The following is a 22,743-nucleotide window of genomic DNA, read 5'->3' as shown; positions in this document are numbered from 1 at the left end:
CTGCCGCGGGCTGCGCGGGCTGTGCCGGTCAGCGTTCCCTCCGCGAAAGCGACAGATCGCCGCGGTCCGTTCGCGGCGGTCTGTCGCTTTCGGGTTGTGGTCGCCACCAGCCCGGCCTGGAGGCGCGGATCACCCCCGCCACGCGCCTCCCCGCGGTGCTACGGTCACCGCATGGGGGATGCGGGAGAACTGACCGAACCGGTGCTGCGACCACGGCCGGAGCCGTCGCAGTTCACGAAGGACGCCCGCTGGCTGGTCGTCATCGTGGCGCTCTGCATCCTGGTCCAGCAGCCCGGCTCGACGTGGAGCACGACGTTCTTCCACGCCGGTCAGGAGTTCGACTTCCGGTCGTCACCGGCGCTCGGGACGACGCTCCTGACCGTGGCGGTCGCCGTCGGCGGGTTCCTCGTCGCGGTCGCCCGCCGGGGCGCGAGCCGGTTCGACGAGCACACCGTGATGGGGCTCGCCCTCGCCGGGGTGCTCGGCCTCACCGTGGTCGTCTGGCTGCTGATGCCCGTTCAGATGACGTGGGTGCAGTGGGCGGTCGAGCACGGTCAGGCGCACCCGTTCGTGCTCGGGAACGTCGTCGAGACGACGCGGTACGCCGACTCCATCGGCTGATCGGCCACCCGGTCGCTCCGACGCCCGCCTGCAGTCGTCGAACCAGGCGACCGACGTCGAATCAGCCGAGCGGGCTGGTTCGACGTCGGGAACGTGGTTTGCAGCGCGATGCGGGCGCGCAGCGCGTCAGTCGCGCCGAGCGCCCTGCGCGGCGTGCACCGTGAAGACCGTCGGCTCGCGGTACCCGGCGGCGGCGAAGGCGGACGTGACGGCGTCCGTGATCGCGCCACGGGCCTCCCGGTCGACCAGCGCGATCGCTGCACCACCGAAGCCGCCACCGGTCATGCGTGCGCCGACCGCGCCGTTCGCCATCGCCGTGTCGACCGCCAGGTCGAGCTCCGGCACCGAGATCTCGAAGTCGTCGCGCATCGACGCGTGCGATGCGACGAGCAGCTCACCGATCGCGCGCGGGCCCTGCTCGCGGAGCGTACGGACGGTGTCGAGGACGCGCTGGTCCTCGGTGACGATGTGCCGAACGCGCCGGAAGGTCTCGTCGTCGAGCAGTTCCTGCGCGCGGGGCAGGTCCTCGACGCTCACGTCGCGCAGCGCCTCGACGCCCATCGCCGCCGCGCCGCGCTCGCACGATTCACGACGGGCCTTGTAGCCGCCCGTCGCGTGGGCGTGCTCGACGCGGGTGTCGATGACCAGGACCTCGAGCCCGTTCGCCTCGAGCGCCAGGTCGACCACCGCGGTGTCGAGCGTGCGGCAGTCGAGGAACACGACGGCATCCTGCTCGCCGAGGAGCGACGCGGACTGGTCCATGATGCCGGTCGGTGCGCCGACGGCGTGGTTCTCGGAGTACTGACCGACGCGCGCCAGGGCCTTGCGGTCGAGGCCGAGCTCCCACAGGTCGGTGAAGGCGAGCGCGACGCCGCACTCGATCGCGGCGCTCGACGACAGGCCCGCGCCCACCGGTACGTCCGAGTCGATGAAGACGTCGAAGCCGGTCTTGTCGGACAGGTCGGCCCCGGCCTGCTCGCGGAGTGCCCAGGCGATGCCGAAGACGTACGCCGACCATCCGTCCATCTTCTCGGGCGACAGCTCGTCGAGCGAGAGCTCGTGCACGGCGTCCGGTTCGAAGGCCGATGCGACCCGGATCAACCGGTCGTCGCGCTGGGCGATGGACGCCACCGTGCGACGGTCGATCGCGAACGGCAGCACGTAGCCGTCGTTGTAGTCGGTGTGCTCACCGATGAGGTTGACGCGACCGGGAGCGGAGTACCGCACCGTCGGCTCGTACCCGTAGACCTGCTGGAACGTCATGCGCGTTCGATCCCTCCTCGGATGAACTCGGCCGCCTTCTCGGGGACGAGGTCCCCGATCCAGGCGCCCATGGCAGCCTCACTGCCGGCCAGGAACTTGAGCTTGTCCGCCGCGCGACGCGGGGACGTGATCTGCAGCATGAGCCGTACGGTGTCGCGCGCGGTGTGCACCGGCGCCTGGTGCCACGCGGCGATGTACGGCGTCGGGTCGCCGTAGAGCGCGTCGAGCCCGCGGGTGAGCCGCAGGTGCATGTGCGCGAGCTCGTCCTTCTCGGCCTCGGTCAGGCCGGCGAAGTCGGGCACGTGCCGGTGCGGCAGCATGTGGATCTCGATGGGCCAGCGCGCGGCGAACGGCACGAAGGCGGTGAAGTGCTCACCCTGCAGGACGACGCGCTCGGAGGCACGCTCGTTCGCGAGGTGCTGCTCGAACAGGTCCGGCCCGAAGCGCTCGATCGACGCGAGCAGCCGCTGCGTGCGGGGCGTGACGTACGGGTACGAGTAGATCTGCCCGTGCGGGTGGTGCAGCGTGACGCCGATCGCCTCGCCGCGGTTCTCGAACGGGAACACCTGCTGGATGCCGGGCATCGCGGACAGCGCGGCGGTGCGGTCCGCCCAGGCCTCGACCACGGTGCGGGCCCGCGACTCGCTGATCGACGCGAACGAGCCGCTCGTCTCGGGGGAGAAGCACACGACCTCGCAGCGCCCGACGCTCCGGAGCTGCCGGTTCAGCCCGACGTCGGAGAGCGACTCGAGCGACTCCGGGGCGTCGTCGGCCTCGAGCAGAGGGCCGAACGACGGCGACCGGTTCTCGAACACCGCGACGTCGTACCGGCTCGGGATCTCCGACGGGTTCGCGGCGGTCTGCGGCGCGAGCGGGTCCTGGTCGGCCGGCGGCAGGAACACGCGGTTCTGTCGGCTCGACGCGATGGACACCCACTCGCCGGTCAGGACGTCCTGCCGCATCCGTGCCGTCTCCGGCCGGGGGTCGAGGACACGCTGGTCGATGCTGCGCTCCGCGGGCAGCTGTGTGTCGGCGTCGTCGAAGTAGATGAGCTCGCGGCCGTCGGCGAGCGTCGTCACGCGCTTGGTGATCACCGCCCCACCCTACCGCGCTCGTGAAGCGTTGCGAAAGGCTGCGTAAGTGCGCGAAACTCGTGCCGTGAGCGACGACCTCTCCTTCCTCGCCGGGGCGCTGCCCGCGCCGCTGCGGCAGGACCGCATCGTCTCCATCGTCGAGGGCGCTCCCGGCCTCGTCCGGACCGCCGCCCTCGCGGCGGCGCTGGGGACGAGCGAGGTGACCGTCCGCCAGGACCTCGCCCTGCTCGACCAGGAGGCCCGCATCCGCCGGGTGCGCGGTGGTGCGGTCCGCCTCGGGGTCGGTTCCCCCGAGCGCCCCTTCGAGGAGACCGCCGTCGAGCACCAGGTGGCGAAGGCCGCCATCGGCCGCGCGGCGGCCGACCTGGTCCGGTCGGGCCAGTGCGTCGTGCTCGACGTCGGCACCACGCCCGCCGCCGTCGCGGAGGCCCTGGTCGCGCGGTCCGACCTGGTCGACGTCACCGTCGTGACGAACTCGCTCACCACCGCACTCGCGCTCGAGCGGGCGGTCCCGCGCTTCACCGTGGTCGTCACCGGCGGCACCCTCCGGCCGTTGCAGCACTCCCTCGTCGCACCGTTCATGGGCGCCGTGCTGCCGATGATCGCCGCCGACGTGGTGTTCCTCGGGGGCACCGGGCTCGACGTCGAGCACGGTCTGACGAACGTGAACCTGCCCGAGACCGAGGCGAAGCGCATGCTCGCCGCCGCGGCCCGGCGTACCGTCGTGGTGGCGGACGGCTCGAAGTTCGGTCGGGCCCACCTCGGCGTCGTCCGTCCGCTCGAGGACATCGACGTCGTCGTCACCGCCGAGGTCACGGTGGACGCAGTCGCCCCGATCCGGGCGGCGGGTGTCGATGTGGTCGTGGCGGACGAGGACGGCCGCGCAGCACCAGACGGAAGGAAGTAGCAGCCATGACCGCAGCAGCACCCACCGGAGGGCAGTACCACCTCCGTCACGCCGGCCCGGACGGGGTCGTCGAGGCCGTCGTCACCGAGGTCGCCGCCGGGATCCGGGAGCTCCGGGTCGCCGGGTTCGACCTCACCGAGCCGTTCCCCGTGACCTCGCTGCCGCCGGGCGCCGACGGCATCGTGCTCGTGCCGTGGCCGAACCGCGTCGCCGGCGCCGTCTGGGAGCTCGACGGGAAGCGACAGCAGCTGGACGTCTCCGAGCCCAAGTACGGCAACGCCTCGCACGGGCTGCTCCGGTTCTCGCCGTACCGCGTGGTGGCACAGACCGAGTCCGCGATCGAGCAGCAGGCCACGATCCACCCGCAGCACGGCTGGCCGTTCACGCTCGAGACGCGCGTGCACCACGAGCTGGTCGACGACGGGGTCCGGGTGACGCACACGATCACGAACCGCTCCGGCGTCCGGGCCCCGTTCGCCGTCGGTGCGCACCCGTACCTGCGTGCGGGTGACACCCCGGCCGCTGACCTCGTCGTCACGCTCGACGCCGCCACGGCGTTCACGGTCGACGAGCACAAGATCCCGAACGGCACGGTGTCCGTCGAGGGCACGCCCTACGACCTGCGATCAGGGCAGCGCGCCGGTGACGCCGACCTCGACACCGCCTACCGGGACATCACGCCGGACGAGCACGGCGTGCGGCGCACGACGCTCCACGGCCCGGAGGGCGACGGCGTCGAACTCTGGCAGGACGAGTCGTTCCCGTACGTGCAGGTCTTCACCTCCCGCGAGTTCCCGCGCGGCGACGGCACCGGGCTGGCCGTGGCGGTGGAACCGATGACGGCGCCCGCGAACGCCCTCAACTCCGGCGAGGGCCTGCGCTGGCTCGAGCCCGACGAGTCGTGGACGGGTACCTGGGGCATCCGCCGCGTCTGGTCCTGACCGATCTCGGCTGGCGAGGCTCGGGTTGTCCCGGCGCGACCGACACCCGAACACGACGAAGGCCGCCCGGACCGGGCGGCCTTCGTCGTGCGTGGTCGGGTGCGTCAGGCGCGACGCATGCGGAGCGCCTCGACCGCGAGGGACTCGGTACCGTAGCGGCCGATCTCCTGTGCCCACGCCGGGTCATCACCGCGCAGGGCGACGTACTCCTTGCCCTGTCGGCAGACGTAGCCGAGCACCGCGGTGGCGGTGGCGACCTCGATGAAGTCGGTGCGGATGTGCCGCGTGGTGACGCGGGCGTTCCGGCGGAGGGTGTCGAGGAGGAGCTGGTTGCTCATCGTGGTGTTCGTCGCTGCGGCGAGCTCGACGATGCGGCGCGCGTCACCGGTGGTGCTGGCCTGCGTGGCGTCGATGGGCTCGGTCACGGTGTACCCCGTTCGTTCTGTCGTGCTGCGGTGCTGGTCGATCCCTGGATCAGGACCGGGAACGACACTATCGGCGCTGGGCAGGCAAACCGCTGAACAGGGTCTGGACTGTGCACAAGACGCACCATGAACATCCTGTGTCCGAGTTGTACCCCGGTCTCGCTGCTGGGAGAAGTGGTGGGCCCCGTGGGGCTCGAACCCACGACCCTCGGATGAAGAGGCGGAGTTCAGGAAGCTGGTGGGCCCCGTGGGGCTCGAACCCACGACCCTCGGATTAAAAGTCCGGTGCTCTACCAACTGAGCTAGAGGCCCTCACCCGCAAGGCTAGCGGGTGAGGGCCTCCAGACGAGAACCAGTGCGGTCGGTCAGCTGCGGCGCCCGGTCAGGGTGCGCAGGAGCCACATGATCACCGCGATGACGAGCAGCACGATGCCGACCCACAGCAGGAACTTCAGACTCGCGGTGAAGCCACCGACGAACAACAGGATGACCGCGATGACGGCCAGGATGACGAGCAGGGCGTTCATGGAGTCTCCTCTTCTCAACGTCCGGGAGGAGTGCCTCCCTGTCCGAGCACGGTACGCCGGAGCACCCGGTTGCGTTCATGGCGAACGGGGGACGTGCGCGTCGGCGGCCGCGCCTACACTCGCCGGGTGCCTCGCGATCACCACCGTCCCGTCCACTTCACCGACCAGGAGTTCGCCGCGATCCAGGGCGGCGACGACCCGGCCCTGGTGAACCGCGTCGCGCACGAGACGGCGAACGCGTTGCTGCACCGTGTGCGGCAGGACCCGGACCCCGCGGTGGTCGAACGGCTGGTCACCTACACGGACGTGCACGGCATCGACGCGATCGCCGAACTGTGGGCCCGGGTGGGTGCGCACACGCTCCCCGGTGCGCTGTGGCGCATCTACCTCGTGCGGGTCGTCATCCGGCAGAACCCGGAGGAGGTCGCGTACTTCTTCGAGCGCGGCACGGAGCGCATCGGCACGATCGACGAGGCGGTCGCGGGCGCCGAGCAGCCGACGGGCCCGGCGGAGATCCTGACGCTGGCCGACAACATCCTGCACGGCCTGTACACGGGGGACCTCGCGGTGGCGCTCGACCGCGGAGCAGCGTTCTGCCGACTGACCGCGGCGGGCGCGACCTCGGTGGCGGACGACGCCGACCTGACCGCGGGGGAGCGCGCGAGCGAGCTGACGCGCCGGGCGCTGCGACTGACGGAGCTGGCGGCCGACCTGACCGAGGCGGCGGCGCTCTGGCGCCGCGACAGCCTCGACTGACGAGCCGCGCGACTGCCGGACCGAACGGGCCGCGAGACCCGCCGCGAGAGACCCAGCCGGCGAGCGGCGGGACGGACCCGCGCCGCCCCTCCGGACTCGAACGACGGCACACGACCCGCGCTGCGTCTCCTGGCCGGGCCTTCGAGAAGGGGCCCCCTGGAAATGAGGAGACCGGGCCGCAGAAGCGCCTCTCGGCGCGAGGCCGCTCGAAGCGGCGAATTTTGGAGCCCGGGGCTTGCTGCGGCCCGGCGAGATCCATTCTACGAGACACGTGCTGTGCAGGTGACCGTGTTCACTCTCGGTGGACACCAGGCGCGGTCGGGCGTGCCCCGGACAGGCCAGGCGCGACACCGCCCGGTGTCCCCTGTGGTTCCGGACGATCCCGTCCCGCCGCGATCCTGAGCAATCCACTCGGGCGACGGTGCCGAACAGAGGGTGTGACGCTCCTCGCGGACGTCACAGCGAGGGTCAGCGTGACCCGGTCCGGTACCCGCCGGTCAATTCCCTGCGGGTCGCGCTGCCCTCGCCCACCACCTCCACCGCCGCGAGGATCCGAACCACCCGTACCCGACCTGCGAAGTCATCGCACGTGCCGGACCCGATGCCACCGAGAGGGGGGAAACCTGCAATGCTTGCCATCGTGGAACGAGACACCGAGGCCTGGCGCTCCGACGAGCCCGTACCCGTGTCGCCCGACGATCTGCTCGCCCGTGTCGCCACCGGTGACCAGTCCGCCTTCTCCGACCTCTACGACGCCCTGTCCGGTCGTGTGCTCGGGCTCGTGACGCGGCTCCTCAAGGACCGCGCGCAGTCCGAGGAGGTCACGCAGGAGGTCTTCCTCGAGGTCTGGCAGCAGGCGACCCGCTTCGACCGGGCGCGCGGCACCGCCGCCAGCTGGGTCCTCACGATGGCCCACCGTCGCGCGGTGGACCGGGTCCGGGCATCGCAGGCGTCGCACGACCGGGACACCAGGATCGGCATCCGCGACCTGGAGGCCGGTTTCGACCAGGTGTCCGAGTCCGTGGAGATCCGGATCGAGCACGAACGCGTCAGCCGGGCGCTCGGCAAGCTCACCGAGTTCCAGCGCCAGGCGGTGCAGCTCGCGTACTACGGCGGCTACTCGCACAGCGAGATGGCCGAACGGCTCGGTGTCCCGATCGGCACCGTCAAGACCCGTCTGCGTGACGGGATGATCCGACTCCGAGACGAGATGGGGGTGACGTCATGACTGAACGGCACGACGACCCTGCCCTGCTCACCGGGTCGCACGCACTGGACGCCCTGTCGGACGACGAGCGCGCGTTCCTCGAGCACGTCCTGACGACGTCGCCGGAGCTGCAGGCCGAGACGGACTCGCTCCGCGAGACCGCGCTGCAGCTGGCGTACGCCGTCGAACCGGTCGAGCCGCCGGCGTCGCTGAAGGCGTCGCTGATGGCCCAGATCGCCCGGACGCCGCAGGCAGCACCGGACGAGCAGGTCGCCGGCGTCCCGTCGACGGCCACCGGCCTGGAGGCTCCACTCGCCCCCGCCACGGCGCTCGCCCCCGCCGCGTCGCCGGCTCCGGTCGCAGCACCGTCCGCGTCCTCGGCCCCCGTCGAGGGTCGCGCCGCCGCTGCGGCCCGCCGCCGCTGGTTCCAGCGGCCGGCCGCGGCCCTGTCCGCCGCCGCTGCGGTCGCCGTGGTGTTCCTCGGCGTCGGGCTCGGCGTCGGCACGAACTTCGGCCAGTCCGAGGGGACCGGCCCGGAGACCACGCAGGCCTCGGGCACACTCGACTCGATCTACGCTGCGTCGGACTTCCAACGGACGACCGCGAAGGTGCCCGGTGGCGGCTCCGCGACGGTCGTGTGGTCGCACGACGTCGGCAAGTCGGCGGTCATCCTCGACGGTGTCGAGCAGGCACCGGAGGGCAAGACGTACGAGCTCTGGTACATCGGGTCCGAGGGCACGAAGGTGTCGCCGGCCGGCCTGGTCGACGGTGCGCGGAACGGTGTGCACACGGCGGTCCTCGAGGGCGATCTGACCCCGGGCGACTCCATCGGCATGACGGTCGAGCCCGAGGGCGGGTCCGACCAGCCGACCTCGACGCCGCTCATGGCCGTCCCCACGACCCAGGCGTAGCACCGGCCTCCCCGGCCATGGAGCAGGAAACGTCGAGTCACACATGGTGACTCGACGTTTCCTGCTCCATCGCTGTGGGGGAACGCAAGCACGGAGGCCCGGTGCCGTCCGTGGCGGACGTGCACCGGGCCTCCAGGCCGACCGTCAGGAGACGGACCGGGCGTCGATCAACCGAAGCGACCCGAGACGTAGTCCTCGGTCGCCTGCACGGACGGGTTCGAGAAGATCGTCGCGGTGTCGTCGAACTCGATGAGCTTGCCCGGCGCACCGGTGCCCGCGATGTTGAAGAACGCGGTCTTGTCGCTGACGCGCGACGCCTGCTGCATGTTGTGCGTCACGATGACGATCGTGAAGTCCTTCTTGAGCTCCTCGATGAGGTCCTCGATGGCGAGGGTCGAGATCGGGTCGAGCGCCGAGCAGGGCTCGTCCATGAGCAGCACGTCCGGCTGCACCGCGATCGCACGGGCGATGCAGAGTCGCTGCTGCTGACCACCGGACAGTCCCATGCCGGGCTTCTCGAGGCGGTCCTTGACCTCGTTCCACAGGTTCGCGCCCTGCAGCGACCGCTCGACGATGTCGTCGGCCTCGGACTTCGAGACGCGCTTGTTGTTGAGCTTCACGCCGGCGAGCACGTTGTCGCGGATGGACATCGTGGGGAACGGGTTCGGACGCTGGAACACCATGCCGACCTGGCGCCGGACGAGCACGGGGTCGACGCCCTGGCCGTAGAGGTCGTCACCGTCGATCTTGACGGAGCCCTCGACGTACGCGCCGGGGATGACCTCGTGCATGCGGTTGAGCGTGCGGAGGAAGGTGGACTTGCCGCAGCCCGACGGGCCGATGAAGGCGGTGACGGTGCGGGGCTCGATCGTCATGTCGACGCCCTCGACGGCCTTGAACTTCGAGTAGTAGACGTTGAGGCCGTCGACCTCGATGCGCTTGGACACGTGGTTTCCTTCGGGGTGGGTGGTCGTTGCCGCTTCGCTGGCGCGTTGCGCTGACGGGCTGGTCGGGTGATCGACGGGTTGCCGCTCCGCTGGCGCTCGACGCTAGCGGGGGAGCTTGGGGGCGAAGAGTCGGGTGATGAAGCGGGCGAGCAGGTTGAGCACCATCACGATGAGGATGAGGACGAGCGCCGCGGTCCAGGCCCGGTCGACGAACGGCACCGGGTTGGCGCCCTGCTGCGAGTACTGCGTGTACGCGAACACCGGCAGCGTCATCATCGGGTCCTTGAACAGGTCGTAGTTCATGCTCGCGGTGAAGCCGGCCGTGACGAGCAGCGGGGCGGTCTCACCGATGACGCGGGCGATCGAGAGCATGACGCCCGTCGTGATGCCCGCGAGGCTCGTCGGCAGGACGACCTTGAGGATCGTCAGGTACTTCGGCACACCGAGCGCGTACGAGGCCTCGCGGAGCTCCATCGGGACGATCTTCAGGACCTCCTCGGTGGAGCGGACGACCACGGGGATCATCAGCACGCTCAGGGCGATCGAACCGACCAGACCGAAGCGGGCGCCCGGGCCGAGGAACAGCGCGAACAGCGAGTAGGCGAAGAGACCGGCGACGATGGACGGGATGCCCGTCATGACGTCGACGAAGAACGTGATGCCCTTCGCGAGCGCGCCCTTGCCGTACTCCACCAGGTAGATCGAGGTGAGCAGACCGATCGGCACCGAGATGAGCGCCGCGAACAGCGTGATCTCGAGCGTGCCGACCAGGGCGTGCAGCGCGCCACCGCCCTCGGAGATGACACCGCGCATCGAGGAGTTGAAGTACTGGGCGTCGAAGCGGGCGAGACCGTCGGCGAGCACCGTCCAGAGGAGCGACACGAGCGGCAGGACCGCGATCACGAACGCCGTGACGACGAGCGAGGTGACCAGGCGATCGACCGCCTTGCGGCCGCCCTCGACGATGCGCGAGATGACGACGATGAGCACGTCGAACAGGACCGTGCCGAGGAACAGGGCGGCGACGACGTTGAAGTCCTTGACCGAGCCGCCGGCGTTGAGCAGGGCGAAGACGGCGATCAGGGCCACCCAGGAGCCGATGAGCAGCAGCCACGGGACGGACTTGTGCAGCTTGCCGTTGGCGTAGACGTTGCCGGTGACGCCGGTCTGTCGGAGCGCGAGGGACATCGGGTGTGACCTCTCAGGAGACCCGCTTGCGCACGATGTAGCGCGCCAGCATGTTGATGACCAGGGTGATGACGAAGAGGATCAGACCCGACGCGACCAGCGCGTTGAGGGCTGTACCCGAGGCCTCGGCGAACTGCAGGGCGATGTTCGCCGCGATCGTCGAGGGGTTCAGCGACGTCAGCATCTGGAAGGTGACGTTCGTCGAGACCGACAGCACGAGGGCGATCGCCATCGTCTCGCCGAGCGCACGACCGAGGCCGAGCATGATCGCCGAGACGATGCCCGACTTCGCGAACGGCAGGACCGACAGTCGGATCATCTCCCAGCGCGTCGCACCGAGGGCGAGCGCCGCCTCCTCGTTGAGGGTGGGGGCCTGCAGGAAGATCTCGCGCATGACCGCGGTCATGATCGGGATCGCCATCACCGCGAGCACGATCGACGCCGTCAGGATCGTGCGGCCGGTGCCGGAGACCTGACCGGAGAACAGCGGGAACCAGCCGAGGTACTCGTTGAGGAAGCCGTAGAAGGGCTTGAGGAACGGCGCCAGGACGACGATGCCCCAGAGGCCGTAGACGACCGACGGCACCGCGGCGAGCAGGTCGATGACGTACCCGAGCACCGGCGCGATGCGGCGCGGTGCGTAGTGCGAGATGAAGAGCGCGATGCCGAGCGAGAGCGGCACGGCGATGACCAGCGCGATGAGGGCCGAGTAGACGGTGCCGAAGACGAGCGGACCGACGTAGTCCCAGAAGCTCGTGGCGCTGTTCGGCAGCTCGCCGACCTTGGCCGAGAAGGCGGGGAGGCTCTGCCACACCAGGAAGGCGGCGACGAGCACGAGCACGAAGAGGATCAGGCTGCCCGCGACCACCGAAGCGGTGGAGAAGACCCGGTCGCCGACGCGGACGACGGCCTTCGGCTTGGTGGGGGAGACGGTGGCCCCTGGCTGGGCCGGTGCGGTCGTCATGGGACTCCTGTCGGAGGGGAGGCCGGGCTCCGTCGAGGAGCGGCCGGGGGAGGCGACGGGGGTGGTGCTGCGAGCTCGTCGTGGACGGTCCCGCGGATGCGGTGGGCTCGTCGTGGACGGGCCGTACGGGTGCTGTGGTGCGCGTGTCCGGGGTGCTGCGTGCCGGACGGGCGAGAACCCGGACGCCGGTCAGGGTGGGTGGGACCGGCGTCCGGGTGCTCAGTGGGCCTTACTTGATGGAGGCGACGGCCTTCGCGGCCTTCTCCGACAGGTCGGAGGAGAGGGCGGCCGACTTGGCCTCCTTCGCGGCGGCCTCCTGCGCGTCCTGCGAGACGACGTAGTCGAGGTAGCCCTTCACGAGCTCACCCTTGTCGGCGTCCTTGTACTCCTGGCAGGCGATCGCGTAGGAGACGAGGACCAGCGGCCACGCACCCTCGGCGGTGTCCTTGCGGTTGATGTCGATCGCGAGGTCGTTCTCCTCGCGACCCGAGACCGTCTCGGAGTCCGCGACGACCTTGGCAGCGCCCTCGGCCGAGATCTCGGTGGCCTTGTCGCCGACCATGAGCTTGGCCTTGTCGAGGTCACCGGCGCCCGAGTCGTCGATGTAGGTGATGGCGTTCGAGGCGCTGGCCATCGCCGAGGCGACGCCCGAGGTGCCCTTGGCCGAGTCGCCGACCTGGTACGGGAAGGTCTGGCTCGGCTCCTCGGTCCAGACGTCCGACGCGTTCGCCGAGACGTACTCGGAGAAGTTCTGCGTGGTGCCCGAGTCGTCGGAGCGGTGGATCACGGTGATGTTCGCGTCCGGCAGGTCGACACCCTTGTTCAGGTCGGCGATCTCGGAGGCGTTCCACTTGGTGATCTTGCCCGAGAAGATGCCCGCGATGGTCTTCGCGTCGAGCGTCAGGTCGGAGACGCCCTCGACCTTGTAGGCGATGGCGATCGGGGAGATGTAGACCGGGATGTCGATGGCCTTGTCCTGGCACAGGTCGAACGAGCCCGAGAGCTCCTCGTCCTTGAGCGCCGCGTCGGAGCCGGCGAAGTCCGCGGCACCCGAGATGAAGTTCTTGCGGCCGGCGCCGGAGCCGTCCGGCGAGTAGTTGACCGTCACGCCGGAGGCGACGTTCTGGAAGTTCGCAGCCCAGGTGGCCTCAGCGGTCTGCTGCGCCGACGAGCCGGAGCCGGTCAGCGTGCCCGAGAGCTTCGAGTAGTCGGTGCCCGAGCTCGAGGTCGGCGCTGCGGACTCGCCGCTGCCGCCCTCGTTCGCCGCGCAGGAGGACAGCACGACGGCGCCGGCGATCGCGATCGCTGCGATCGAACCGATTCGCTTGATGTTCACAGGGGTCCCTTCGGGAATGTCATTGCAGGCGGGACCGCTGCTGGTCCCTCGGGCCGGTGCTGACCCGGGAGCGACTGTAGGGACGCGAGGTGACGGGGATGACGCTCGCCGGTGAACGGAAGGTGAACGAGGGGTTGTCCCGGTTCCGGTGCCGGACGGTTGCACGGTGGAGGGTGCAGGATCGGGTCACCGTGCGTGGGCGGGGACGATGCGGATGCATCGGTTCGCCGGTGCCCTGCGCAGGTCCGGCTGATCAGGTCCGCCGGGCTGCCCCAGGCCCTGCTGGGTCGGGCGGGACGGCTTCGACCCTCGGTCTCCGGTCTCCCGTCTCCGGTCTCCGGTCTCCGGTCTTCCGCTTTCGACCTGGAGGCGCGCCCCACCCCCGCCGCGTCGCTCGCGGTCCGGTGGTCGGCAACGGACGAGCGCGGTGCGGCGCGGGCGGATCGGCGGAGGAGCACGGGGCACGGCGCACCCCGCTGCGGCCCGGTGGTGCCGGGCGCTCGGCTCAGGCTGGGATCGTGTTGCGGTGCGTCTCGACGGCGACGAGCTTCTCGCCCGCGATGTGGAGCACGGCGAAGTCGCCCACCGACAGCATCGCGGCCCGGCGCAGGTCGAAGCGGCGACGGTCGTCTGCGGTGGCCGAGGCGATGCGGGCGATGATGTCCGGCAGGACCGGGCCGTGGGAGCAGAGCACCGCGGACTTCGCCTTGGCGATGCGTTTCTGCACGACGCCCTTGACGTCCGCGGCACCGCGGTCGTGGGCGTCCTGGCTGATGTCCGCCGTGCTCGAGACACCGACCTTGGTGCGTGCGGAGAGCGGCTCGACGGTCGCGAGGCACCGCGCCGCCGTGCTGCTCACGATCTTCTTCGGACCGAAGGCCGCGACCGGTGCCGCGACAGCCTTGGCCTGCGACCGCCCGACGGGCAGGAGGGGCCGGGTGGCGTCGGGGCCGTCCCAGTCGGAGCCGGGCACGGTCTTCGCGTGCCGGAGGGCGATGAGGGCGAAGGTCCGGTGCTCTCCCGCTGCGACGCGGTCGGCGAACCGGTCGAGGATCGCGACGTCGCGCTCGTAGGTGAGTCGCGCGCGTGCCTGGTCGATGGTCACCCACTCGATCGCCGCGACCTCGTCGTTCGGGCGGAACTTGCCCGCTCGTTCGTACTCCTTCGAACCGACCCGCGCGGACCAGTAGTGGACCACCTTGTCGCGGCCGCTCGGCAGGACGTACTCCGCCGTTCCGAGCGGCGCACCGAGGTGGACGCGGTACCCGGTCTCCTCGGCGATCTCGCGCACGGCGGTGGTGGGCACGCTCTCACCAGGGTCGACCTTGCCCTTCGGCAGCGAGACGTCCTGGTGGTGGTCCCGGTGGACGAGCAGCACCAGCGGGACGCCGTCCCGTTCGCGCCAGACGACCGCGCCCGCCGCGACGACGGGCCCCGTGGGGCCGCCGCTCACCGAGCCGAGCGCTTCCGGGCCGAGATCTTCCGCATGAGCACATTCTGCACGTCGTCGAGCGGGCGGCCGTCCGGGTCCGTGGAGTGGCGCGTCCACTCGCCGTCGGACTCCAGGTGCCACGAGCTCGTCGACTCCGCCATCGCGAGGTCGAACATCTCCTCGACCTCGGCCACGTGGGCCGGATCGGCGAGCCGGACCAGCGCCTCGACCCGGCGGTCGAGGTTGCGGTGCATCATGTCCGCCGAGCCGATGAACACGACCGGGTCGCCGTCGTTGTGGAACGTGAAGGCCCGCGAGTGCTCGAGGTACCGGCCGACGACGCTCCGCACTCGGATCGTCTCGCTGACCCCTTCGATGCCGGGCTTCAGGGAGCAGATGCCACGGACCCAGACGTCGATCGGTACACCGGCCTGGCTCGCGAGGTAGAGCGCGTCGATGACCTGCTCGTCCACCATCGAGTTGACCTTGATCCGGATGCCGGACGGCTTGCCCGCCCGGGCGTTCGCAGCCTCGGCCTGGATCCGCTTCACGAGCCCCTTGCGGAGGTGCAGCGGTGCGACGAGCAGACGCTTGAACTTCTTCTCGATCGCGTAGCCCGACAGCTCGTTGAACAGACGGGTGAGGTCCTTGCCCACGGTGTCGTCCGCGGTGAACAGTCCCATGTCCTCGTAGATGCGCGAGGTCTTCGGGTTGTAGTTGCCCGTGCCGATGTGGCTGTAGTGCTTGAGCGTGCCGCCCTCCTGCCGGATGACCAGGACGAGCTTCGAGTGCGTCTTCAACCCGACCAGGCCGTAGACCACGTGCACGCCGGCCTTCTCGAGCTTGCGCGCCCAGGTGATGTTGTTCTGCTCGTCGAAGCGCGCCTTGATCTCGACGAGGGCCAGGACCTGCTTGCCCGCAGCGGCGGCGTCGATGAGGGCCTCGACGATCGGGCTGTCACCGGAAGTGCGGTACAGGGTCTGCTTGATCGCCAGGACGTTCGGGTCGGCGGCGGCCTGTTCCAGGAACGCCTGCACGCTCGTCGCGAAGGACTCGTACGGGTGGTGGACCAGCACGTCGCGCGAGGCGATGGCGCGGAACAGGTCGGGCTTGGTGTTCGGCTCGCCCGGCTGGAACTGCACCGGCGTCGTCGGGACGTGGCGCGGGTAGTGGAGGTCCGGGCGGGCGATCTTCGCGATCTCGAACAGTCCGCCCAGGTCGAGCGGCGACGGCAGTCGGTAGACCTCCTGCTCGGTGACGTCGAGCTCGCGCACGAGCAGGTCGAGGGTCACCGGGTCCATGTCCTCGGTGATCTCGAGGCGGATCGGCGGACCGAAGCGGCGACGCAGCAGTTCGCGCTCGAGGGCCTGGATGAGGTTCTCGGCCTCGTCCTCCTCGATCTCGACGTCCTCGTTGCGGGTCACGCGGAAGACGTGGTGCTCGAGGACCTCCATCCCCGGGAACAGGTCGTCGAGGTGGTTCGCGATGAGGTCCTCGAGCGGGATGAAGCGCATGCGACCCGACCCGTCGTCGGGCAACGCGATGAAGCGCGAGAAGTTCTGCGGCACCTTGAGGCGCGCGAACTCCTGCCGCTGCGACTTCGGGTTGCGGACCCGGACCGCCAGGTTCAACGACAGGCCCGAGATGTACGGGAACGGGTGCGCCGGGTCGACCGCGAGTGGCATGAGCACCGGGAAGATCTGGTCGTTGAAGTACTCGCGCATGCGGAGCCGGTCAGCCTCGTCGAGGTCGGACCAGTGCTCGATGTGGATCCCCGCGGCGTCGAGGTCCGGCTTCAGCGACTCGATGAAGGCAGCCGCGTGCCGGTCCTGCAGCTCGTGCGCCTTCCGCGCGATGTCCCGGAGGACGTCGCTCGGGGCCCGGCCGACGTTGGTCGGGACCGCGATGCCGGTGTCGATGCGACGCTTGAGGCCGGCGACCCGCACCATGAAGAACTCGTCGAGGTTGGACGCGAAGATCGCGAGGAAGTTTGCCCGCTCGAGCAGGGGCTGCGTTCGGTCCTCACCGAGCTCGAGCACGCGCTGGTTGAAGCGCAGCCAGCTCAGTTCGCGATCGAAGTAGCGGTCCGACGGGAGCGACTCGTGCTCGATCTCGACGACCTCGTCGAAGTCGTCGAGGTCGGGAGCGACGGAGTCGCCGTCGAGCTGCGGTTCGGTGTCCATGCCGACATCCTGCCACCCGCCCCTTCTCCCCGGAGGAGCACAGGTTGCCGCTGGGGAAACCGGGCGTGAACGACCGGCCTGTGCAGGAGCGTCAGCCTCGAGCGCCGGCGTGTCCCTCGGACTGGGGGAGGAAACGTCACGATATACGGACGGTGACATTGCCGGGCTTCGCGGGTATGGTGGGCGGCGTTCAGGCCTCCGGGGGGATTCCACTGCGCGGGGGTGCAGGTACCAAGAGAATGAGGTTGACCATGTCGCGTGTCCTTTCCACCGAGCAGGCGAAGACCGCCATCCGCCAGATCCAGTCCATCGTGAACGGCGGCTTCACGGACCAGATCTCGCAGCTCGACGCCCAGGGGCGCATCCTGTCCGACTCGAACGTGTGGGACGGCCCGCTCGCCTCGACCTTCCGTGGGTCGACCTGGCCCGAGACCAAGGCTGCGCTCGACAAGGCGAAGACCGAGCTCGAGCAGCTCCGCACCCAGCTCGACAAGATCTCGCAGGACATCTTCACCGCGGGTGGCGGCGCGTAAGCACCCACTCCACGCCCGGTCCACCGTCCCGGTGGGCCGGGCGTTCGCGGTCGGGGGCCGATCGCACCACAGCACGGCGACCGCGACCAGCACGACACAGGCGCCGAGCCGAGCCGGCAAGACCGGCTCGACCAGTACGACCTGCGCCACCAGTACGACCAGTACGTCCAGCACCAGCTCCGGGGGGAACGACCATGGCCCAGATCCACGCGAACATGGATCCGATCGAGTTCGACGACGCGACGGCCGATGCGTTGCAGAGCGCGATGAAGTCCGCGGCGGGGGCGATCAACGGCCAGCGCGGTTCCCGTCGCTCCTACGTGTCCACGGCGTCGCAGGAGTTCCGCGGCCGCTTCGCCCAGTTGTTCTCGTCGAACGCCGACGTGGCCGACTCCGACGCCGACCGCATCGCGGATGCGCTCGAGAAGGTCGCCGGATGGGTCGGCCAGATGAAGGAGGCTGCGGCGAAGGAGCGGGACAACCGCAGGCGTGCTCGCGAGTGGCAGGCGCGTGAGGACGAGCGGAACGGGTTCCAGGACTTCTGGAACGACACCTTCCACTACGACCCGATGCCGGACATCAAGAACGAGGCGCCGCCGTCCTACGAGCAGCCGGACGTGCGCGCGCGGCCCCGTGAGACGCCGAGCCCGGGTTCGGGTGGAGGCGGAGGCGGTGGGACGTCGTCGGCGCGACCGAGCGACCTCCGCTCCTTCGCGACCGGGTCGGTGTCGCTGAACAGCGCCCTCGAAGGACGACCCGCCGCGTTGCGGGGCAAGCTCTCGGACTTCGCCGCCAAGTGCTCGTGGGGTCACATCGACGCCGACGGGGTCGTCACCGCCTTCGAGCAGTGGCTCGACGCGAACGACCAGGACGCGAAGTGGGCCACCACGATCGCGGACGCCTTCACCGCGGCAGGCGGCGAGGGCAACGTCTCGACCGTCGCGGACTCTGCGCTCGCCGCGGCCCTCGCCGCCGCCGGTGTCTCCGAGACCCGCCAGGACCTGCAGTTCGAGCCGCCGACGGCGTACGGCGCGCAGCCCACGACGGGGTTCTCCATGGACCCGGTCAACACCACGACCGGCAACTTCCTCGAACCGGAGCTCGACCTCGGGTTCACCGGCGCCTCGGCCTCGCTCGAGGTCACCCGCATGTACAACTCCCTCGACGAGCACGTCGGGATCTTCGGCCCGGGGTGGTCGTCGATCCTCGAGACGCGCCTGCTCCTCGACGACGACGGGGCGACGTTCGTCGGTGCCGACGGCCGTCAGGTCCGCTTCCCGCGTTCCGGTGAGGGCTGGGACCGCGGTGTCGGCGAGAACCGCTGGCTCGCCGCCGAAGGCGACCTGCTCGTCGTGCGCGACAACGCCGGCGTCCGGATCGACTTCACCCGGTCCGGCCTCTGGACCGGGCAGCGCGGCGGCACCGGTACCGGGATCCGGGTGGTCCGCGGTGCCGACGACCTCGTCACCCGTCTCGAGCACGAACGCGGCCGCTGGGTCGAGATCGATCACGTGAACGGGCGCGTCGCGGTCCTCCGGGCGTCCGACGGCCGGCGGATCGAGTACGGCTACGACGACCGCGGACGCCTCGTCAGCGTGACCGACCCCGTCGGTACCCGCCGTTACGGGTGGAACGACGACGACCTCATCGCCACGGTGACGTCGGCCGCAGGCGTCGTCGAGGTCGACAACACGTACGACGACCAGCGTCGCGTGGTCGAACAGGTCAGTCCGCACGGCCGAGCGGTGCGCTTCGCCTACCTGCCCGGTCGTGTCACGGTCGTCTCCGACCACGACGGGTCGCGGGCGAACTCCTACATCGCCGACGCGAAGGGGCGGCTCGTCGGCGTCATCGACTCCGACGACCGACGGCAGTCGATGAGCTACGACCGGCACGGCAACCTGGTGTCGGCCATCGAACGCGACGGGTCCGTCACGGTCCACGCGTACGACGAGCGTGGTCGGAGGACCCGTACGGTGACCCCCTCGGGCGGTGACATCACCTACGGGTACGACGATCAGGACCGGGTGACCACCGTCGTCACCGAGGCCGGCGCGGTCGTGTCCTACGAGTACCGCGACGACGACCGCGACCCGTCCGTCATCGTCGACCCGGTCGGCGGACGCACCGAGCTCACGTGGACGAACGGGGTCCTCACCCACGTCGTCGACCCGACCGAGGTCGTCCTCGACCTCGAGCACGACGACTTCGGTGAGCTGGTCGCGACCACGAACGCAGTCGGTGACACCGCCCGCATCGAGCGTGACGCAGCTGGTCGTCCGGTCGCTGCGGTCAGCCCGTCCGGCGCCCGGACCGAGTACCGATGGGACGCAGCGGGGCTCCTCGTCGAGCGCCGCGACGCCGACGGTGCCGTCTGGCGGTACGAGCACACGGCCGGTGGTCGGGTGGCAGCGGTCACCGATCCGCTCGGTGCCCGCACCACCTTCGAGTACGCGGCGAGCGGCGAGCTCGCGACGACCGTCGACCCCCTGGGTCGGCGGGTCACGCGGACGCTCGACGACCAGGGGAACGTCGCCGCGCTCGCCCTGCCGGGTGACGCGGTCTGGACGTTCGCGCACGATGGGTTGTCGCGCCTCCAGGCCGTCACCGACCCGACGGGCGCGACGTGGCGGCACGAGTACGACGCGAACGGAGGCCTCGCGGCCACCGTCGACCCGACCGGCGTGCGACAGGAGGTCGCACACGACGTCGCGACCGGCGTCGCGACCCTGCGCGATGCGTTCTCCGCGACCACCGTCCGCTTCGACGAGTTCGGGCGGCCCGTCGAGCGGACGAGTGACGAGACTGGTTCCGAGCTCGTGACGTACGACGCAGCCGGCAGGCCCGTCGAACTCGTCGACGGCGAGGGCGGCCTGACGCACATCGAGCGCGACCTGGGTGGGCGGGTGACCGCGATCGTCAGCCCGTTCGGCGCCCGCGCCACCTACGAGTACGACGCCTGCGGGCGCCCGTCCGCAGCGGTCGACGCGACGGGAGCGCGGACGACGCTCACGTACGATGCGGACTCCCGCGTCGTCGCCCGCACGTTGCCCACCGGCGAGGTCGAGGAGACCACCTACGACGCGGTCGGCCGCGTAGTCGCGCAGACGACCGTGGGGTCCGGTACGAGCCGGTACCGCTACGACCGGGCCGGGAGGCTCGTCTCCGTCCACGACACACGCTTCGGTCAGCGGCGGTTCCGCTACGACGCCGCGGGGCAGCTGGTCGAGGCCGTCGACGGGCTCGGGGGCACCACCCGCTTCGCCTACGACGAGCGGGGTCGGCTCATCGAGGTCACGGACCCCTCCGGCGGTGTCACGCGGCGTCGGTACGACGCAGCAGACCGCCTCGTCGCGGCCGTCGACCCGCTCGGGCGTGAGACGACGGCACGGTACGACGCGGCCGGCCGCCAGGTGGAGCAGACCGACCCCGAAGGGCGGACCACCAGCTGGACCTTCGACGCCGCCGGCCGCGCGACCGAGGTCCTGGTCGACGGACAGCTGGTGAGCGAGACTCGACGCGACGCCGTCGACCGCACCATCGTCGTCACCGATCACACGCGTGGCGCGGGACGGACGGTTGACCACGAGCTCGAGTACGACCGCCGCGGGCTCCTCGTCCGACGGAGCCGCGGCGGACGTTCCGTGCGGTGGGAGTACGACGCCGACGGCAACCGGACCGCGCGGATCGACCCGACGGGCATGCGGACCGAGTGGCGCCGGGACGCAGCGGGTCGTGCTGTCGCTGTCGAGCGGCAAGGGCTCGCCGCGGTGACCTTCGCCTACGACGCAGCAGGCCGGATCGTCCAAGCGTCGACCGGTGACGTCGTCCAGTCGTGGTCGTACGAGCGCGGCGCACTGGTCGCGCACACGACGACGACGCCCGAGGGTGCGACGGTCACGCGCATCGAGCGCGACGACGAGGGCCGGATCACCGCGATCGACGGTCCGGACGGACGCGTGGAGTACGCGTACGACGAGGCCGGACAGCTCGTCCGTGCGAGTGACTCCGAGTGGGAGTACGGCGACGGCGGGCGGCTGCTCCGCGAAGTCGTTGACGGTTCGGAGACGATCTTCGAGTACGACGCTGCCGGGCAGCTCAACGCGTCCGTCCGTGATGGGGAGCGGACGGAGTACCTGTACGACGGACTCGGCCGACGGGTCCGGCGTAGCCGTGCCGATGGGTCGACCGAGGAGTACGCGTGGTCCGACCTCGGGTCCCTGACCGCCGTCGTCTCGCGGGACCGCTCGTACGACGAGAGCGGTCGGGTGGAGGTGTGGACCGATGTGCTCGGAGAAATCGCCGACGTGAGCGGTGCCGAGGTGTGGTGGGACTCCGCCGCGCCCCTGCCGGCGATGGTGTCGATCGGCGCGGAGAGCGTGCTCGACCTGCCGGGCGGTGCGGTCGCACTCGGGGAAGCATGGTCGACCGCTGGCTGGCGGAGCGCGCGTTCGACGGATCCATCGGACCCGTGGGCGGTGCTCGCATCCGTCGAGGGTTCGGCTCTGCCCACCGGTGTCTCGCTCACCGCTGACGGCGGGCTGTCGATCGCGGGGCTGGAGTGGCTCGGGGCGCGCGTGTACGACCCTGCGGCGCGCGGCTTCCTGTCGACGGACCCACTGGCGCCCGTGCTCGGTGCCGCGTGGTCGGGGAACCCGTACTCGTACGCCGGGAACGACCCGATGCACGCGATCGACCCTCTGGGGCTCCGACCGGCGACGGACGAGGACCTGGCGGCGTACCGGGATGCGAACCAGGGAATCTTCGGAGCAGTCAGGGACTGGGCCGATGAGAACTCCGAGCTGATCTCGAACATCGCCATCGGTGTCGGCGTCGTCCTGGCGGTCGGGGCTATGTTCACCCCTCTGGGACCCGTTGTTGCGCTCGCTGTCGCGGCGGGTTCTGGAGCAGCGTTGGCCGGAGGTTTCTCCATCAAGAAGAACCGAGGAGCAGACGGGCGCGTCGACTGGGGCAAGGTTGGTGAGGACACTCTCGTCGGTGCAGCGGCCGGTGCCGCCGGCGGCGGCGCGGCGATAGGGCTTGCGAAGGCCGCGCCGGCCGCTTCGCTCGCGCTCGGGTCAGGTGCCAGGGGTGTGGCCTCTCAAGCGTTCTCGTCCGCAGGCCGTGGCGCGATCGCGTCTGGAACCTCAGGCGCTGTCAACAATGTCGGGGACTACTACTTCAACGACGACATCAAGGATAAGGACCCGCTCGGTTACGCAACGGCAGCCGCGACGGGGTTCGGCACCGGAGCAGCCTCCAGCATCGCTACGGGGCGTCTCTCAGGATCGTTCGTCAACAGCTTCGGGATCACGTCCACGGTCGGAAGGGAGCTAGCAGGCAACGCCGTCTCGAGCGGGGTCGGCGTGGTGTCGTCCGAGGTCAACGAAGCGATTCGACCTGGCGGGGACCCCTCGCTTGGAAACATCATCCAGACCTTCACAACCGGCGCAGCGCAGGGCGGTGACGGCCCGACGGTCGGAGTCCGTCGGAGATGGTGAGAGGCGG

At 70.3% G+C, this 22,743-nt stretch carries 18 protein-coding genes and 1 tRNA gene; 8 read left to right on the top strand and 11 right to left on the bottom strand.

The genetic code is table 11. From position 1 onward, the window contains the following. Positions 1-171 precede the first annotated feature (171 nt). The gene (locus DEJ22_RS14050) at positions 172-621 is read left to right on the top strand and encodes a hypothetical protein (protein ID WP_111228235.1); all 450 of its coding nucleotides are present in this window, start codon (positions 172-174) and stop codon (positions 619-621) included. Between the two features lie 126 nt (positions 622-747). Here DEJ22_RS14050 and galK read toward each other — a convergent pair whose 3' ends face one another. Together galK and galT are read right to left on the bottom strand one after the other, a co-directional pair. Continuing rightward, positions 748-1,884 carry a galactokinase gene (galK, locus tag DEJ22_RS14045; protein ID WP_111228236.1) on the bottom strand — a complete coding sequence of 379 codons (1,137 nt, stop codon included), beginning with the start codon at positions 1,882-1,884 and terminating at the stop codon, positions 748-750. Beyond that, positions 1,881-2,978 (bottom strand): galactose-1-phosphate uridylyltransferase, encoded by a 1,098-nt coding sequence (gene galT, locus DEJ22_RS14040; RefSeq protein WP_111228237.1) that lies wholly within the window; start codon positions 2,976-2,978, stop codon positions 1,881-1,883. The genes galK and galT overlap by 4 nt, the downstream gene beginning before the upstream one ends. A gap of 64 nt (positions 2,979-3,042) precedes the next feature. Between galT and DEJ22_RS14035 the strand changes: the two genes are divergently transcribed. Both DEJ22_RS14035 and DEJ22_RS14030 read left to right on the top strand, forming a co-directional pair. After that, on the top strand, positions 3,043-3,885 hold the full coding sequence (locus DEJ22_RS14035; protein ID WP_111228238.1) for a DeoR/GlpR family DNA-binding transcription regulator: 843 nt from the start codon (positions 3,043-3,045) through the stop codon (positions 3,883-3,885). Positions 3,886-3,890: 5 nt separating this feature from the next. Beyond that, entirely contained in the window at positions 3,891-4,826 is a 936-nt protein-coding gene (locus DEJ22_RS14030) for an aldose 1-epimerase family protein (RefSeq protein ID WP_111228239.1), read from the top strand. Positions 4,827-4,930: 104 nt separating this feature from the next. Here DEJ22_RS14030 and DEJ22_RS14025 read toward each other — a convergent pair whose 3' ends face one another. The 3 genes from DEJ22_RS14025 to DEJ22_RS14015 all read right to left on the bottom strand — a co-directional run bounded on the left by DEJ22_RS14025 (position 4,931) and on the right by DEJ22_RS14015 (position 5,778). Next, complete coding sequence (locus DEJ22_RS14025) at positions 4,931-5,251, bottom strand: hypothetical protein (RefSeq protein ID WP_111228240.1); 321 nt, start codon at positions 5,249-5,251, stop codon at positions 4,931-4,933. A gap of 236 nt (positions 5,252-5,487) precedes the next feature. Then, positions 5,488-5,563: transfer RNA gene (locus DEJ22_RS14020), tRNA-Lys, on the bottom strand. A gap of 53 nt (positions 5,564-5,616) precedes the next feature. Continuing rightward, positions 5,617-5,778, bottom strand: coding sequence for a DUF2207 domain-containing protein (locus tag DEJ22_RS14015; RefSeq protein WP_146240285.1), 162 nt, complete (start codon positions 5,776-5,778; stop codon positions 5,617-5,619). Positions 5,779-5,904: 126 nt separating this feature from the next. On the opposite strand from DEJ22_RS14015, the gene DEJ22_RS14010 reads away from it, so the two are divergent. The 3 genes from DEJ22_RS14010 (at position 5,905) to DEJ22_RS14000 (ending at position 8,652) form a co-directional block, all read left to right on the top strand. Then, the gene (locus DEJ22_RS14010; RefSeq protein WP_111228300.1) at positions 5,905-6,534 is read left to right on the top strand and encodes a DNA-directed RNA polymerase subunit beta; all 630 of its coding nucleotides are present in this window, start codon (positions 5,905-5,907) and stop codon (positions 6,532-6,534) included. Positions 6,535-7,162: 628 nt separating this feature from the next. Beyond that, complete coding sequence (sigK, locus tag DEJ22_RS14005; protein ID WP_111228241.1) at positions 7,163-7,762, top strand: ECF RNA polymerase sigma factor SigK; 600 nt, start codon at positions 7,163-7,165, stop codon at positions 7,760-7,762. Beyond that, the gene (locus tag DEJ22_RS14000; protein WP_111228242.1) at positions 7,759-8,652 is read left to right on the top strand and encodes an anti-sigma factor; all 894 of its coding nucleotides are present in this window, start codon (positions 7,759-7,761) and stop codon (positions 8,650-8,652) included. Before sigK ends, DEJ22_RS14000 begins: the two co-directional genes overlap by 4 nt. Before the next feature lie 167 nt (positions 8,653-8,819). On the opposite strand, the gene pstB is transcribed toward DEJ22_RS14000, so the two are convergent. From pstB to DEJ22_RS13970, 6 genes are all read right to left on the bottom strand, one after another. After that, positions 8,820-9,599 (bottom strand): phosphate ABC transporter ATP-binding protein PstB, encoded by a 780-nt coding sequence (gene pstB / locus DEJ22_RS13995; protein ID WP_111228243.1) that lies wholly within the window; start codon positions 9,597-9,599, stop codon positions 8,820-8,822. Positions 9,600-9,701: 102 nt separating this feature from the next. Then, positions 9,702-10,787 carry a phosphate ABC transporter permease PstA gene (gene pstA / locus DEJ22_RS13990; RefSeq protein ID WP_111228244.1) on the bottom strand — a complete coding sequence of 362 codons (1,086 nt, stop codon included), beginning with the start codon at positions 10,785-10,787 and terminating at the stop codon, positions 9,702-9,704. Between the two features lie 13 nt (positions 10,788-10,800). Continuing rightward, positions 10,801-11,751: a phosphate ABC transporter permease subunit PstC gene (pstC, locus tag DEJ22_RS13985; protein ID WP_111228245.1), complete on the bottom strand. Its 951-nt coding sequence runs from the start codon at positions 11,749-11,751 to the stop codon at positions 10,801-10,803. Positions 11,752-11,980: 229 nt separating this feature from the next. Continuing rightward, positions 11,981-13,087, bottom strand: a complete 1,107-nt coding sequence (locus tag DEJ22_RS13980) for a phosphate ABC transporter substrate-binding protein PstS (protein WP_111228246.1) — start codon at positions 13,085-13,087, stop codon at positions 11,981-11,983. A 505-nt stretch (positions 13,088-13,592) separates the two neighbouring features. Then, positions 13,593-14,540: an NUDIX hydrolase gene (locus DEJ22_RS13975; protein WP_111228247.1), complete on the bottom strand. Its 948-nt coding sequence runs from the start codon at positions 14,538-14,540 to the stop codon at positions 13,593-13,595. Continuing rightward, entirely contained in the window at positions 14,537-16,702 is a 2,166-nt protein-coding gene (locus DEJ22_RS13970) for an RNA degradosome polyphosphate kinase (protein ID WP_111228248.1), read from the bottom strand. Before DEJ22_RS13970 ends, DEJ22_RS13975 begins: the two co-directional genes overlap by 4 nt. A gap of 251 nt (positions 16,703-16,953) precedes the next feature. On the opposite strand from DEJ22_RS13970, the gene DEJ22_RS13965 reads away from it, so the two are divergent. Both DEJ22_RS13965 and DEJ22_RS13960 read left to right on the top strand, forming a co-directional pair. Next, on the top strand, positions 16,954-17,235 hold the full coding sequence (locus DEJ22_RS13965; protein ID WP_058729289.1) for a hypothetical protein: 282 nt from the start codon (positions 16,954-16,956) through the stop codon (positions 17,233-17,235). 194 nt (positions 17,236-17,429) lie between these two features. Then, positions 17,430-22,736: a DUF6531 domain-containing protein gene (locus DEJ22_RS13960; protein WP_146241815.1), complete on the top strand. Its 5,307-nt coding sequence runs from the start codon at positions 17,430-17,432 to the stop codon at positions 22,734-22,736. The last annotated feature ends 7 nt before the right edge of the window (positions 22,737-22,743 follow it).

Source organism: Curtobacterium sp. MCSS17_007 (genome assembly GCF_003234175.2).
GTDB lineage: Bacteria > Actinomycetota > Actinomycetes > Actinomycetales > Microbacteriaceae > Curtobacterium.
The sequence above is the reverse complement of the archived record's forward strand: the minus strand, read 5'-3'. Positions and strand labels throughout refer to the sequence as shown.

Bases quoted from the DNA above. Each gene is read 5' to 3' on its own strand.
- DEJ22_RS14050 (WP_111228235.1), top strand. From the start codon at position 172: ATGGGGGATGCGGGAGAACTGACCGAACCGGTGCTGCGACCACGGCCG.
- galK (WP_111228236.1), bottom strand. From the start codon at position 1,884: ATGACGTTCCAGCAGGTCTACGGGTACGAGCCGACGGTGCGGTACTCC.
- DEJ22_RS14030 (WP_111228239.1), top strand. From the start codon at position 3,891: ATGACCGCAGCAGCACCCACCGGAGGGCAGTACCACCTCCGTCACGCC.
- DEJ22_RS14015 (WP_146240285.1), bottom strand. From the start codon at position 5,778: ATGAACGCCCTGCTCGTCATCCTGGCCGTCATCGCGGTCATCCTGTTG.
- sigK (WP_111228241.1), top strand. From the start codon at position 7,163: ATGCTTGCCATCGTGGAACGAGACACCGAGGCCTGGCGCTCCGACGAG.
- DEJ22_RS14000 (WP_111228242.1), top strand. From the start codon at position 7,759: ATGACTGAACGGCACGACGACCCTGCCCTGCTCACCGGGTCGCACGCA.
- pstA (WP_111228244.1), bottom strand. From the start codon at position 10,787: ATGTCCCTCGCGCTCCGACAGACCGGCGTCACCGGCAACGTCTACGCC.
- pstC (WP_111228245.1), bottom strand. From the start codon at position 11,751: ATGACGACCGCACCGGCCCAGCCAGGGGCCACCGTCTCCCCCACCAAG.
- DEJ22_RS13970 (WP_111228248.1), bottom strand. From the start codon at position 16,702: ATGGACACCGAACCGCAGCTCGACGGCGACTCCGTCGCTCCCGACCTC.
- DEJ22_RS13965 (WP_058729289.1), top strand. From the start codon at position 16,954: ATGTCGCGTGTCCTTTCCACCGAGCAGGCGAAGACCGCCATCCGCCAG.
- DEJ22_RS13960 (WP_146241815.1), top strand. From the start codon at position 17,430: ATGGCCCAGATCCACGCGAACATGGATCCGATCGAGTTCGACGACGCG.